This is a genomic window from Deinococcus sp. AB2017081 (assembly GCF_034440735.1).
GTDB lineage: Bacteria > Deinococcota > Deinococci > Deinococcales > Deinococcaceae > Deinococcus > Deinococcus rufus.
On the sequence record NZ_CP140098.1, the window covers coordinates 3,418,719 to 3,431,656 of the forward strand.

15 protein-coding genes and 1 riboswitch are annotated in these 12,938 nt (G+C 70.8%); of the genes, 10 read left to right on the top strand and 5 right to left on the bottom strand.

Translation table 11 applies throughout. From position 1 onward, the window contains the following. Positions 1 to 33: 33 nt before the first annotated feature. From U2P90_RS16645 to U2P90_RS16655, 3 genes are read right to left on the bottom strand one after another with little or no spacing between them, the layout of a single operon-like run. A complete protein-coding gene (locus U2P90_RS16645; RefSeq protein ID WP_322473005.1) occupies positions 34 to 507 on the bottom strand; it encodes an NUDIX domain-containing protein in 474 nt (157 codons plus the stop codon). After that, the gene (locus U2P90_RS16650) at positions 504 to 1,685 is read right to left on the bottom strand and encodes a CynX/NimT family MFS transporter (protein ID WP_322473006.1); all 1,182 of its coding nucleotides are present in this window, start codon (positions 1,683 to 1,685) and stop codon (positions 504 to 506) included. The genes U2P90_RS16645 and U2P90_RS16650 overlap by 4 nt, the downstream gene beginning before the upstream one ends. 46 nt (positions 1,686 to 1,731) lie before the next feature. Continuing rightward, on the bottom strand, positions 1,732 to 2,214 hold the full coding sequence (locus U2P90_RS16655) for an NUDIX hydrolase (RefSeq protein ID WP_322473007.1): 483 nt from the start codon (positions 2,212 to 2,214) through the stop codon (positions 1,732 to 1,734). Positions 2,215 to 2,242: 28 nt separating this feature from the next. Between U2P90_RS16655 and U2P90_RS16660 the strand changes: the two genes are divergently transcribed. From U2P90_RS16660 to U2P90_RS16685, 6 genes are all read left to right on the top strand, one after another. Next, positions 2,243 to 2,710 carry a hypothetical protein gene (locus U2P90_RS16660; RefSeq protein ID WP_322473008.1) on the top strand — a complete coding sequence of 156 codons (468 nt, stop codon included), beginning with the start codon at positions 2,243 to 2,245 and terminating at the stop codon, positions 2,708 to 2,710. 44 nt (positions 2,711 to 2,754) lie between these two features. Next, a riboswitch (TPP riboswitch) is annotated at positions 2,755 to 2,855 on the top strand. A 47-nt stretch (positions 2,856 to 2,902) separates the two neighbouring features. Next, on the top strand, positions 2,903 to 3,934 hold the full coding sequence (locus tag U2P90_RS16665) for a thiamine ABC transporter substrate-binding protein (protein WP_322473009.1): 1,032 nt from the start codon (positions 2,903 to 2,905) through the stop codon (positions 3,932 to 3,934). A 349-nt stretch (positions 3,935 to 4,283) separates the two neighbouring features. Then, positions 4,284 to 5,813 carry an ABC transporter permease gene (locus U2P90_RS16670; RefSeq protein ID WP_322473010.1) on the top strand — a complete coding sequence of 510 codons (1,530 nt, stop codon included), beginning with the start codon at positions 4,284 to 4,286 and terminating at the stop codon, positions 5,811 to 5,813. An 11-nt stretch (positions 5,814 to 5,824) separates the two neighbouring features. Then, entirely contained in the window at positions 5,825 to 6,502 is a 678-nt protein-coding gene (locus U2P90_RS16675; RefSeq protein ID WP_322473011.1) for a hypothetical protein, read from the top strand. Beyond that, positions 6,499 to 7,476, top strand: coding sequence for an ABC transporter ATP-binding protein (locus U2P90_RS16680; RefSeq protein ID WP_322473012.1), 978 nt, complete (start codon positions 6,499 to 6,501; stop codon positions 7,474 to 7,476). Before U2P90_RS16675 ends, U2P90_RS16680 begins: the two co-directional genes overlap by 4 nt. Beyond that, complete coding sequence (locus U2P90_RS16685; RefSeq protein WP_322473013.1) at positions 7,473 to 8,108, top strand: thiamine diphosphokinase; 636 nt, start codon at positions 7,473 to 7,475, stop codon at positions 8,106 to 8,108. The genes U2P90_RS16680 and U2P90_RS16685 overlap by 4 nt, the downstream gene beginning before the upstream one ends. Positions 8,109 to 8,157: 49 nt before the next feature. Here U2P90_RS16685 and U2P90_RS16690 read toward each other — a convergent pair whose 3' ends face one another. Beyond that, positions 8,158 to 9,555, bottom strand: coding sequence for an alpha/beta hydrolase (locus U2P90_RS16690; protein ID WP_322473014.1), 1,398 nt, complete (start codon positions 9,553 to 9,555; stop codon positions 8,158 to 8,160). A gap of 130 nt (positions 9,556 to 9,685) precedes the next feature. Here U2P90_RS16690 and U2P90_RS16695 point away from each other — a divergent pair, with 130 nt between their 5' ends. Genes U2P90_RS16695 through U2P90_RS16710 form a run of 4 tightly spaced genes read left to right on the top strand, consistent with a single transcriptional unit; the run spans position 9,686 to position 12,634 of the window. Further along, positions 9,686 to 10,339, top strand: a complete 654-nt coding sequence (locus tag U2P90_RS16695) for a hypothetical protein (RefSeq protein ID WP_322473015.1) — start codon at positions 9,686 to 9,688, stop codon at positions 10,337 to 10,339. 60 nt (positions 10,340 to 10,399) lie between these two features. Continuing rightward, positions 10,400 to 11,767, top strand: coding sequence for a glutamate-1-semialdehyde 2,1-aminomutase (hemL, locus tag U2P90_RS16700; RefSeq protein WP_322473016.1), 1,368 nt, complete (start codon positions 10,400 to 10,402; stop codon positions 11,765 to 11,767). Beyond that, the gene (locus tag U2P90_RS16705; RefSeq protein WP_322473017.1) at positions 11,764 to 12,183 is read left to right on the top strand and encodes a CoA-binding protein; all 420 of its coding nucleotides are present in this window, start codon (positions 11,764 to 11,766) and stop codon (positions 12,181 to 12,183) included. Before hemL ends, U2P90_RS16705 begins: the two co-directional genes overlap by 4 nt. 22 nt (positions 12,184 to 12,205) lie before the next feature. Beyond that, a complete protein-coding gene (locus U2P90_RS16710) occupies positions 12,206 to 12,634 on the top strand; it encodes a DUF3197 domain-containing protein (protein WP_322473018.1) in 429 nt (142 codons plus the stop codon). Positions 12,635 to 12,687: 53 nt separating this feature from the next. Here the strand turns inward: U2P90_RS16710 and U2P90_RS16715 are convergent, their stop codons facing one another. Continuing rightward, positions 12,688 to 12,933, bottom strand: a complete 246-nt coding sequence (locus U2P90_RS16715) for a glutaredoxin domain-containing protein (RefSeq protein ID WP_295823034.1) — start codon at positions 12,931 to 12,933, stop codon at positions 12,688 to 12,690. Positions 12,934 to 12,938 lie beyond the last annotated feature (5 nt).

Sequence of the window (12,938 nt, forward strand, 5' to 3'; positions counted from 1 at the left end):
AGATGGAAGGACTTCTGGCAATGCGGAGGGTGTTCATCCTCCAGGGACAGCCGGGGATGACACCAGGATGTGCAGGTCGTCCCAGCCGTCCAGCAGTTCGGTCAGGCGTGCGCCGCCCAGCAGGTGGGCTCGCAGCACCCCGGCCACCCACCACAGCGCGTCCGGCGGCAGGGCGTCCGGCGCGAACCACCCGATCTCCGACGTCTTGTCCAGCGGCGACGGTTGGCCCGCCCATGCCCGCGCCAGGAAGAAGACATCGGCCCCCTGCGCCCCGCCGTGGTCGTAGCGGCACAGGCCCAGCGGAGTCACTGACGCGGCATCCACGGTCACGCCGACTTCCTCGTGCGCCTCACGGACGGCGGCGGCGGCCAGCGACTCCCCGGCCTCCACCCGTCCGCCCGGCAGGCCCCACTCACCCTCGCCGTACGAGGTGTGCGCGCGGCGGCCCAGCAGCACGCGCCCCGAGGCGTCCTGAAGCACCAGCCACGACACGAGGTGAAAACTCATGCGGTTCCCCGTGCAGGGCGGCACGCCCAGTACCCGGTCACGAGCACCAGCCCCGTGTCCACGATCAGGAACCACAGCGGCGCGCTCCACCCGCCGGTGCGGTCGTGCAGCGCCCCGAAGGCCACCGGCCCCAGCGCCGCCAGCGAGTACCCGACCCCCTGCGCCAGCGCGGACAGCTGCGGGGCCTGCGCCGGCGTGTCGGCCCGCACGGCCATCAGGTACAGCGCAAGCGGGAAGGTGCTGCCGCAGCCTGCGCCGAGCAGCAGCGTCCACACCAGCGGGTGCGCGGGCACCAGCAGCAGCCCCAGCAGGCCCACCACGTCCAGGATCACGGACATCACGATCAGCGGCCACACGCCGAACCGGCCCGCCAGGATCGGCATGAACAGCGCGAACGGCAGCTGCACCACGTTCCCCAGCGACAGCAGCCCCCCGGCCACCCCGGCACTCAGGCCCTGGTCGTGCCACACACGCGGCAGCCACGCCAGCCACGTGAAGAACACCAGCGACTGCGTACCCATGAACAGCGTGACCGGCCACGCGTGGGGGTTGCGGAACAGCTCCCGCCACACCGGCACCGTGCCCACCGATCGGTGGGGCCGGCCCCTCACCGCAGGCAGCCACGCCACGGCCCCCAGCAGCGCCAGTCCCGACCACGTGGCCAGCGAGGCCTGCCACGACCCGCCCGCGACCTGGAGCGGCACCGCGACTGCCGACGCGAGCGTGGCCCCGCCCACGACCGCCAGTGTGTAGACCCCGAGCATCACCCCGACCTGCGCGGGAAACTCACGGCGCACCAGGCTGGGCAGCAGCACGTTCACCACGGCAATGCCCGCTCCGACCAGCACGGTGCCCAGCAGCATCACGCCCAGGGTCGGCCCGGCCCGCAACAGGGCACCCACCCCCAGCACGGCGACCATGGCCAGGATCACGGCCTCGCTGCTCCAGCGGCGCGTCAGCAGGGGCGCGGTCAGGGCCAGCACACCCCAGCACAGCAGCGGGATGGTGGTCAGCAGACCCGCCGTGGCGGCACTCAGGTGCAGCTGCGCCTGGATCTGCGGCAGCAGCGGCCCGAAGCCTGCGATGGCCGGACGCAGGTTCAGGGCCACGAGCACCACGCCCGCGACCAGCAGCCAGGAGGGCGGAGCGCGGCGCGGCCGGGAATCGGCAGGGATCATCTCCCCCACCATGCCGCATCCGGGCCGGCCACGATCCTTGTGGGCATCAGCCGGGCAGAGCACGCACGGCCGCCACATCCGTCAGCTGCTCGGCCACGCGCGCCCCACCACTCAGGAAGGCGTCCAGCACGGGCGCGATCCACGGCAGCGCGTCGGCAGGCAGGGCCTCCGGCGCGAACCAGCCCACCTCCGAGGTCTTGTGCAGCGGCTCAGGGACACCGTTCACTTCGTGCACGCGGAACAGCACATCCACGCCGCGCACGCCATCCACCTGATACCGCCGCACGCCCAGCACGGTCAGGGACAGGGGATCAGCCGTCAGACCGGTTTCTTCCCACAGTTCCCGCGCCGCCGCTTCCGGCAGGCCCTCGCCGTCCTCGACCTGCCCGCCCGGCAGGCCCCACAACCCGTGCCCGTACGCAGAACCGTCCCGGCGGCCCAGCAGCACCCGGCCCGCGCCGTCCCGCACGACCAACCACACCAGCAGGTTCCCCAGCCCAGCCACTTCAAGGCCACGTTCATCAGACACGCCACAGGATCTCCTGCGGCAGACCGGCATGACCGCATATCGTGACAAGGTGTCCTGCATCCTGCGTGTCTGCGGCCTTTTTGATCCCACCGCGTTTCTGTCTCGCGCCTCATTCACCGCCCACGACCACTGGCATGCCGGTTCAAGGCGCAAATCGTTCAGTCCGCACGTGCAGCCGCTATCCGGACTTCTCGCCCGCGTGAGTTGCGCAGATTTTGACGAGCCTGACGTGCAGATCAGCGAAGCCATCTCCTTTCTTCAGGCCCATACCGACAGTCTCTCGATCCTCCAACAGCTCCTGACAGAAGGCGATCCAACGTGGGCGGACTCATGGATGGAACTTGATTTCGGAATCGAGGATCGTGTTGGCACGCTTGACTCAGCAGGCAAAGAAATTGTGCATCAGGCCGACCATCTTCCCGCGTCTCTGGCCCGGCTTGCCGGAAATCTCGGGATCGGTCTGACCATCTCGCGCTATCCAAGAACTGAAGAATGAGATCGAATAGCCCGGCGCGGCTCGCCTGAACTGCTATCCTGCCCCCGCGTCACCGGGGGTGCCCTGAATCTGCAACAGGGCTGAGACTTACCCCAGGAACCTGATCCGGGTCATTCCGGCGGAGGGAGCGTGACCGGAGTGTGGCCCCGTGCCGCCTCCCCGCTTCCCCTCGTGACGCGAGGGGACTTTTTTATGCGTAGAACTGCTGTGTACCTGACCGTGCTCCTGGCCGGAGCCGCCCACGCCCAGACGACCCTGACAGTCGTGACCCACGATTCCTTCGACGTGGACAAGAAACTTGTCGCCGCCTTCGAGACGCAGAACAACGCGAGGGTGCGCTTCGTGAAGGGCGGCGATGCCGGCGACCTGCTGAACCGCCTGATCCTGACGCGCCGTGCGCCCATTGCCGATGTCGTGTACGGCCTGGACAACAGCCTGCTGGCCCGCGCCAGGTCGGCCGATGTGCTCACGCCGTACGTGTCTCCGAGGCTCAGCACCGTGCCCGCCGCCCGCCGCCTGGACGAGGCCGGAACCCTGAACACCGTGGATTACGGCTACGTGGCCCTGAACTACGACCGTGCGTACTTCCAGAAGGCCGGGCTGGCGCTGCCGAAGACCCTGGACGAACTGGCGACCCCCACCTACGCGAAGCTGACGGTCGTGCAGAGCCCCGCGACCAGCAGCCCCGGTCTGGCCTTCCTGCTCGCCACCGTGACCCACTACGGCGAGGCCGGCGCATGGACGTGGTGGAAGACCGCCCGCACGAACGGCATGAAGATCACCCGTGGCTGGAGCGACGCCTACAACAAGGACTTCAGCAAGAACGGCGGGAAATACCCCATCGTGCTGAGCTACGCCAGCAGCCCCGCCGCCGAGGTCTACTACGCCGACGGCTACGACCCGAAGAAGCCCCCGCAGCAGGCGCCCACCGGCACCCTGCTGCTGCCCGGCAGCACGTGGCTGCAGCTGGAAGGCGTGGGCATCCTGAAGGGCACGAAGCAGCCCGCCCTGGCGAGGAAGTTCGTGGACTTCATGCTGAGCGCCCCCGTGCAGGCCGACATCCCCACCCGCATGTGGGTCTACCCGGCGGTGAGCAGCACGCCGCTCGACCCCGTGTACACGTTTGCCCAGGTGCCCAGCACCGCCAACGCGACGAACACGGTGCCCGCCAACCCCCAGCGCCTGGTGGATGCGTGGATCACGCAGGTTCTGAGGGCGAGATAACCCCTCACCCCCAGCCAGGGAGAGGTGAGTGTACGTTGATGGGGTTGTGGTGATCACACGCCCCCTCACCCCCCGCCGCTGCGCGGCTCCACCCTCTGCTTCGCAGCTCTACGAGTCACCCACGAGGGGAGAGGGCCATAAAGACGAAGCCCTTTCCCCTGCCCCGAACCGAATGCCATCGGGCGCGCAGCGCACGGGCGGTGACGGCGTGAACGCAAAGGGCAGATACGCCGCCCCTCGCCACCGAAACCACCACAAAGGCCGGCCAGTCAACCTGGCGACCACATGCCCAGCGCAGCGCCGCTCCCCCTACCCCAGGGGGGCAGGGGGCCGGGGGGTGGGGTAGCCCGTGCCCAGAACCCTCCTCACCCTCCCCGCCCTCCTCTTCATCACCGCCTTCCTCGCTGTCCCCCTGGCCCGCACCCTGCTGGAAGGCGGAGTCAACCTGGGCATCTGGCAGGATCCCTACTTCCTGGGCCGCCTGGCGTGGACACTCGCCCAGGCCGCCGGCACCGCCGGGCTCGCCCTGCTGCTGGGGGCTCCGCTGGCCTACCTGCTGTCCCGCCACGACGTGCCGGGCAAGGCCCTGTTCCTGCGGCTGCTGCTGCTGCCCTTCGTGACCCCGGTGCTGGTGGCGGTGCTGGGGCTGTCGGCGCTGCTGGGGCCGCAGGGCTGGGTGACCCGCTGGACGGGCGTGGATCTCAGTGACACGCCGGCGCTGCTGATCCTGGGGAACCTGTTCTTCAACCTGCCGGTCATGGTGCGGCTGGCCTACGGGGGCTTCTCGCGCGTGCCGCCGAACGTGCTGGGCGCGGCGCGGTCGCTGGGGGCGTCGGCAGGGCGGGCGGCGTGGACGGTGGCGCTGCCGCTGGCGCTGCCGGGACTGGCGGCGGGCACGGTGCTGGTGTTCCTGTACTCGGCCCTGAGCTTCGGGCTGCCTCTGGCGCTGGGCGGCGAGCGCTACGGCACCCTGGAGGTCGAGGTCTACCAGTCGGCCTTCCAGCTGCGGCTGCCCGAGGCGAGCGCCCTGATCCTGGGGCAACTGGCCCTGACGCTGGCGGCGACGTGGGCCTACGTGTCGCTGGGCCGGGGCGGGGTGGGCGTGCCGGTGGCGGGGCTGCCCAGGGCACGGGGCGGGGCGCTGGTCGGGCTGCTGCTCCTGGGCACCCTGACGGCGCTGATCTGCTTCGCGCCGCTGCTGGCCGTGGCCCTGCGGGGCGTACTGGGCTCGTCCGGCCCCACTCTGAGCTACTGGCGGGGCGTGCTGGGCGACCCGGACGCGGGCCTGCTGGTCTGGAACACCCTGCGCTTCGCGGTCATGGCCGGGGCCGGGGCGGTGCTGCTGGGCGGAGCCTTCGCGCTGGGCGCATGGCGGGCCCGGTCGCGGGTGCTGGACGTGGTGTCGCTGCTGCCGCTGATGGTCTCGCCGGTCTCTCTGGCGGTGGGCTACCTGCTGGCGTACCCGGTACTGGCCGCCACGCTGCCCATGCTGATCGCGGCCTACGTACTGCTGGCCCTGCCACTGGTCGTGCGCTCGCTGCTGCCGGCGCTGCGGGCGCTGCCACCCCGCGTGCTGGAGGCCGCCCGGTCGCTGGGTGCGGGATCATGGGGCGTGCTCCGCACCGTGACGTTGCCTCTGACCCTCCCGTCCCTGCGCGGGGGCGCGGCGCTGGCCCTGTCCACCGTGCTGGGCGAGTTCGGCGCGACCCTGGTGCTGACCCGCCCCGAGTGGGCGACCCTGAGTACCGGCCTGTACGACCGCCTGGGCCGCCCCGGCGAGCGCAACCTGGGCGAGGCGTGTGCCCTGGCGACCGGCCTGCTGCTCCTCTCGGCCCTGGTGTTCACGCTGCTGGACGGCGGGCGTGGGGAGGTGACGTGAAACAATTGAGCATGACCGACACGCTGACCACGAGGCTGGCTGAATTCGTGAAGACCCAGAACATCGAGGTCGATCCAGATTTCAGCCTGCATCACAGTGGCGTTCACTCGGTGGTGAATTGCGTCTTCAGCGCTCAGGCCAGGTTCAAGACTGTGGTCGAACCTCTTCTGAACCGGCTGCATGCCGACCTGCCGGACATTCCGGAACTGACGTTCAGCGAGTTCATCCTGCGGGTCGATGCCGTCGGAAGTGAGCGTTACGCCTCTGACGTGCTGAAGAACCGGCAGAAGCTGTCAGGGCGCTTAAAAGTCGAGGTTGCCAGAGACGTCGCGGATTTCTTCGTTCGACACCGCGTCCAGACCACAGCCGATTTCCAGTGTCTGGACGATGATGCAGCCGAGACCCTGATGCTCCGTGATCTGGCCCCGGAAGTACGTGGCATCGGCCCGACCCTGGCCCATTACCTGCTGTGGCTGATGGGGCGCGAGGATCACGTGAAAGTGGACTCGATGCTGATCCGGCTGTTCTCCAGACTGGATGACCACCCGCTCAGGCTCGGGCATGAGGGCGACCGGCAGCGTGTCACTAGGGCTATTCGGGAGGTCGCAATGCAGCTCGACACCACACCGGCACGGCTGGACAACGCGCTCTGGCAACACGAAAGTCGAGGCGGGAGTTTGGCCAGTTGACTGCACTAGATCTTCATCACCTCCACAAATCCTTCGGCACCGTTCAGGCCGTGCAGGAGGTGTCGCTCTCGGTCGCGGCTGGCGAGACGCTGACATTGCTGGGGCCGTCGGGCTGCGGGAAGAGCACGGTGCTGCGCTGCGTGGCAGGCCTGGAGCGGCCAGATTCGGGTCGGGTGGAGGTCGCCGGGCGGGACGTGACGGCCCTACCGCCGGAGGCGCGGCACGTGGGGCTGGTCTTTCAGGACTACGCCCTGTTTCCGCACCTGAGCGTGCTGGGCAACGTGGCCTACGGTCCCCGGATGCGCGGCGCGGCGCGGACGACCGCCGAGGCGCAGGCCCGCGAGGTGCTGGCCCTGGTCGGCCTGGAGGCGCTGGCCTCGCGCCGCGTGACGCAGCTGTCCGGCGGGCAGCAGCAGCGCGTGGCCCTGGCCCGCGCCCTGGCGACCGGGGCGGGGCTGCTCCTGCTGGACGAGCCGCTGTCGAATCTGGACGAACAGCGGCGCGAGGAACTGCGCTCGGAGCTGCGGGCCCTGTTCGCGCGGGTCGGGGCGGGCGTGCTGCTGGTCACGCACGACCAGCGCGAGGCACTGGCCCTGAGTGACCGGGTGGCGGTCATGCGGTCAGGCCGCGTGGTGCAGCAGGGCGCGGCGCCACAGGTGTTCGACCGGCCCGCGACCGCGTGGGTGGCGGCTTTCCTGGGCTGGGAGAACCTCCTTCCGGGCGGGCCGGGGCGGGTGCGACTGGTACCCGAGACGGCCGTGCGGCTGGGCACGGGCGACGCGTTCCCGGTCACCCGGCGCCAGCGCACCGACACCGGCCTGACCGTGACCGTGGCTCATCCCCACGGCCCGCTGACCCTCCACCTGAGTGCGCGGGAGGCGGCGGCGCTGGACGGCGACGCGCTGCGCGTGGACGTGGACGCCTCGCGCGTGCTGGACGTGCCGGACGACCGGGTGGACGGAGCGGCGCCGTGACCGCGTGGATTCTGGTCGGAGGACGGCTGGTGTGCACGGCCGCGCTGCTGGCCCTGCCGCGCCCGGATCTGGTCGTCGCGGCCGACGGCGGGGCCCGCCACGCCGACGTGCTGGGCGTGCGCGTGGACGCCTGGGTCGGGGACTTCGATTCTTCAGACGGTGTGGAGCTGGACGCGCCGCGCGAGGTGCATCCGGCCGCCAAGGACGAGACCGACGCGGAACTGGCGGTTCGGGACGCCCTGGCACGGGGCGCACGCGAGCTGGTCTTCGTGGGGGCCTTCGGCGGGCGCTTCGACCACACGGCCGCGCTCCTGCTGGGCGGCGTGCGGCTGGCGCGGGAACACGGCCTGGGCGTCACCCTGACCAGCGGCGACGAGTGGGCCTGGCCCCTGCTGCCCGGCGCAGGCCTGCGCGTGGACGTGCCCGCCGGCGTGACCCTGAGTGTGGTCGCGTGCTCCGACCTGCGCGGCCTGACCCTGTCGGGCGTGCGCTGGCCGCTGGACAGGGCCGATGTGCCGCTCGGCAGCGGCTGGACGGTCAGCAACGAGGCGCAGGGCGGCCCCGTCACGGCGACACTTCAGGAGGGCTGGGCGCTGGTTACGGCGCTGTACGGCGGAATTCCGTCGGCATAACCGGACAGGCGAGGCGGAGTCTCCCCCACCTCGCCTGCACGCGGCTGGACTACATCGAACCAGCTGGGGCTGGAGCTGCACCGGGGCACGGAGCCACGCCGGCGCGGGTGCCGCGTGTGTACGCGCAGCCGTAGTTGGGGTCGGCGATCACGGCAGGTGTGGTCACGTCGTCGCCTGCTGGCTTCTGACCTGTGGTCTGCCACGTCATCAGGGCGCCAAAGCCCTCGACGAGTTCGGCCGCCGTGAACTCGCAGTGCCCGGCCGCGCGGATCGAGCGCTGCACCAGCAGATCGCCGTGGCCCTGAGCGTTCACGTGCTGGCGGTACAGCTGCTGGTGGCGGAAGGGCACGTAGAAATCCCCGGTGGTGTGCATGGTCAGCACCGGCACGCTGATCTGCCCCTGCACGCGCGGCAGCCAGCGCACGCCGTCCCAGCGCGGCGGGTTGGGCTCGTTCGCGGCGGCGGTGCGGGGCAGCGCGGCGTTGAAGGCCGTCTCGTCGGCCGTGGGATCGCCGGTCGTCCAGCGGTACGTCACGCCCTGGTTGCTGTACAGGTTGCGCGGCAGGATGCCGGTCAGGGTGCCGTCCGAACCGCCGGTGCTCAGCACGGCCTGCTGGTAGCCGCCCAGGCGGAAGCCCAGGGTGAACACGGGCCGCTCACCGCCGGTCAGGGATCTGGCCAGGTCGCGCAGTTTCGCGCCCGCTCCGTCGTTCTCCTGCCACACCGGGCCACTGAAGCTGGTGAACAGCTTGCCCAGGGTCTCGGGCAGGCGCTTCTGGAAGGTCGTGTCGGGATACGCGCCGGAGCTGGTGCCCGCAAGCTGTGCGGCGGCGGCGGTGTAGTCGCCCAGCCACTGGAACTCGTAGTCCTGATCCATCACGCCGCACATGGGCATGGCGGCGGCGTAGGTCACGCGGTTGCGGGCGGTCTGCATGGTCTCGGCCTCCACGGCCGCGCCGGCCACGTGTCCGCCCATGGAAAAGCCCACGATCACGTACTTACCAGGAGTCGCCTTGCCGGTCAGCCGGGGAAAGGCCAGGGCCAGGGCGTTGGTGTCCTCGACCCCCGCCCGCACGTCGTAGTAGTTGCTGCTGTACGAGCTGGCGGCCCACGCATAGCCCTGCGACAGCCAGTACTCGCGCAGGGCCGGCACCTGTACCTTCACGTCCGCGCCGGTGCCGGCGTAGCCGTGGGTGTACATGACCAGCGTGCCGTTCCAGCGATCCGGCACCTCGATGGCATACGCGGCCTGCCCCTGGATGCCCGGCATGACGCCCTGGGTCAGGGTCGCGCCCGGCGTGGCGGTCAGCGTGGGCGGCACGGCCCGGAAGGTGCGGGTGTCCTGCACGCGCGTGTCGCTGGAGTACAGCAGCGGCGCGCAGCCGGACAGGGTCAGCGAGCCGAGCAGCAGCGTGCTCAGGGTGATGGAGCGGGATCGTACGGTCATCGGGCCTCCGGGGCGTCCCACGGCGGGGCGCGGCTTGAATTGTGCAGACGAGTCGTATGAAGCACCGTCCGGACACCGCCTGTCAACCGGGCCGGGAACCCGGCGGCCCCTGCGGGCGTACAGGACTGGGATGACACAGAGACGTGGAGTGGGATGTGGCTGCCTGGGATGCGGCGGATCGCTGCTGGTGCTGGTGGTGCTGGCCGCCGTGGCGTGGTTCGCGGTGATCCGGCCGGCGCAGCAGTTCCTGGCAGGCTGGACCGTGCCCCAGACGCAGACGACCGGAACGCAGACCCCGGGAGCACAGAACGGGACGACCACCCCGGCCCCGACCGGGAATGCGGCGGCCCCCCTGACCCAGGCGGACGTGCAGAAGTTCGTGCGCGTGCGCCGTGATGTCCGCACGGCCCTGGGCAGCTCATTCACCGGGGCGCAGCAGGTCTTCACCGAGATCCAGGCCGGGCAGACGCCCAACATCGTGCAGGTGCTGAACGTCCTGCGCGAGGTGGGCGGCAGCATCGGCGCGGCCCGCACGGCGCAGTCGGCCGCCCTGGCCCGCGAGGGCATGAGCGCCGAGCGCTACGCGGCCGTCCGCAGCGGCGTGAACCGGGGCCTGGGCCTGCCGGACATCGACTTTGCCCAGGCGGCGGCCGCCCTGCAACGCGGCCAGGCGCCGGATCTGAACGGCACCGTCCAGACCGCCACGGCGCAGGAGAAGGCCCTGGTCGCCCCGTTCCGCCAGGAACTCACGGCCACGGCCGCAGCGGGTCTGCTGGGTCTGTAGCCGCACCGTAAAGAAGCGCGGGCTGCCTTCCACCGGGGCAGCCCGCGCTAACGTGATGGCATGACCCGTGACGCGACCCTGCCTCCAGCATCGTCTTCCGCCGGGCCGTCCAGCACGGCGCAGTCGCAGGCCCTGTTCGCACGGGCGCAGGCGGTCACGCCGGGCGGCGTGAACAGCCCGGTGCGGGCCTTCAAGTCGGTGGGCGGGGTGCCGCGCTTCATCGCCTCGGCCCACGGCGCGTACCTCACGGACGCCGACGGCACGCGCTATATCGACTACATCGGGTCGTGGGGCCCGATGATCCTGGGTCACGACCATCCGGCGGTGCGTGAGGCCATCGGCACCGCCCTGAACGGCGGCACGAGCTTCGGCGCCCCCTCGGCGCGCGAGGTGGAACTGGCCGAACTGGTGACGCGCCTGACCGGCACGGACAAGGTGCGCTTCACGTCCAGCGGCACCGAGGCGACCATGAGCGCCCTGCGGCTGGCACGGGGCTTCACGGGCCGCAAGTTCATCGTGAAGTTCCGGGGCAACTACCACGGCCACGCCGACGGCCTGCTGGTCGAGGCCGGCAGCGGCCTGATGACCAACGCCGACGGCCCCCTGGGCGCGGCGGCCCCCAGCAGCGCGGGCGTGCCCCAGGAGTACGCGGGCCTGACGCTGGTGACCGAGTACAACGACCCGGCGGCGCTGGACGCCCTGATCGCGGCGCGCGGGCACGAGATCGCGGCCGTGATCTTCGAGCCGGTGGTCGGGAATGCCGGAGTGCTGATCCCCACGCCAAACTTCCTGGCGGCGCTGCACCGCGTGAAGGCCTCGGGTGCCCTGCTGATTGCCGACGAGGTCATGACCGGCTTCCGCCTGAGCCTCAACGGCGCAACGGGCCTGCTGGGCCTGGAGCCGGATCTGAGCTGCTGGGGCAAGATCATCGGCGGGGGCCTGCCGGTCGGGGCCTATGGCGGCCGGGCCGAGATCATGGAGTTCGTGTCGCCGCAGGGGCCGGTGTACCAGGCGGGCACCCTGAGCGGCAATCCGCTGGCGATGGCGGCGGGCCTGGCCACCCTGAGCGCGCTGGAGGCCGACCCGGACATCTATGCGCGGCTCGACGTCTACACGGCCCGGCTCGCGGCGGGGCTGAAGGACGCCGCGGCTGCGGCGGGTGTCGCGATCAGCGTGAACCACATCGGCTCGATGCTCACGGCGTTCCACCAGGACGCGCCGCACGGCTCGGTGAGCACGTACACGCAGGCGGCGGGCAGCGACACGGCGGGCTTTGCGGCGTGGTTCCAGGGCATGCTCGCGCGCGGCATCTACTGGGCGCCGTCCCAGTTCGAGAGCATCTTCGTCAGCGCCGCGCACACCGACACGGAACTGGCAGCCACGCTCGACGCCGCGCACGCGGCCTATGCCGCCGGGCAGGCGCCGTGACCAGCAGCGCCGATCTGGCCCGCATCCTGAAGGGCGCGAAGGTCGTGGCCGTCCTGGGCTTCCACCCGGACACCATGAAGCCGGCCCACTTCGTCCCCGAGTACCTGCAGCGCCAGGGCTACACGGTGATCCCCGTGAATCCCGCCCTGGCGGCGCGGGGCGAGTCGTACTTCGGGCAGCGGGCCATGCAGTCCCTGACCGAGATCAGCGTGCCGGTCGATATCGTCGAGGTGTTCCGTCGCAGCGACAAGGTGCGCGGGCACCTGGACGAGATCCTGGCCATGCAGCCGCTGCCCGGGGTCGTGTGGCTCCAGCAGGGCATCCGCGACGACCGCGTGGCGCAGGAGCTGGAGGCCCACGGGATCGAGGTCGTGCAGGACCGCTGCATGCTCACGGATCACCGGGCGCTGATGTGACCGGGGCCGCTACACTGCGCCCATGAACGTCGCCGATCCGCTGGGAGTGCCGGGAGCGCCACAGGAAACGCTGAACGCCATCATGGCCCGCGTGCAGGGGTCGGAACTGACCGGTGGCAAGCTGATCCTGGTGACGGATCGGCAGGGCGAACGGACACGGGCCGGATACGCCGCGCTGCTGGTGACCGGGCAGGGTGCCGGAGCGTCGGCGGTGGTCACGGCGACCGCCTTCGGGCCGCGTTTCGGCGCAGCGGGGGCCCAGGCCCTGTCGGAACTCGTGCGCTGGGCACAGGGCCAGGAGCTGCCGGTGCGCGAGACCGTACTCAGCGCCTCGGACTTCACGCGCATTCTGGCCGAACCGGATGCGGTCGAGGTCGGGCAGCTGGTGGCCTCCAGCAACCCCAGCGATCCCGGCATCTACACGCTGCGCCCGGTGCCTGCCGAACGCTGACCACACGAGGACGGGCCGCCCCCCGACGGAGGCGGCCCGTATTCGTTCTGCGCTTACAGCCCGGCTTCGGCCAGGAAGGCGTCGAGCTTCTGCGGCCGGAAGCCGCTCAGGCTGGCCGCGACGTCGCCGGACACCAGGGTCGGGACGCTGCGCTTCCCGCCGTTCACGCTCATCACGTACTCGGCGGCCTGCTCGTCCTGCTCGATGTTGATCTCCTCGTAGGGGATGCCACGGCTGGTCAGGGCACGCTTGGTGGCCACGCAGTCGCTGCACCAGCTGGTGGTGTACATCTTGATCATGGTCG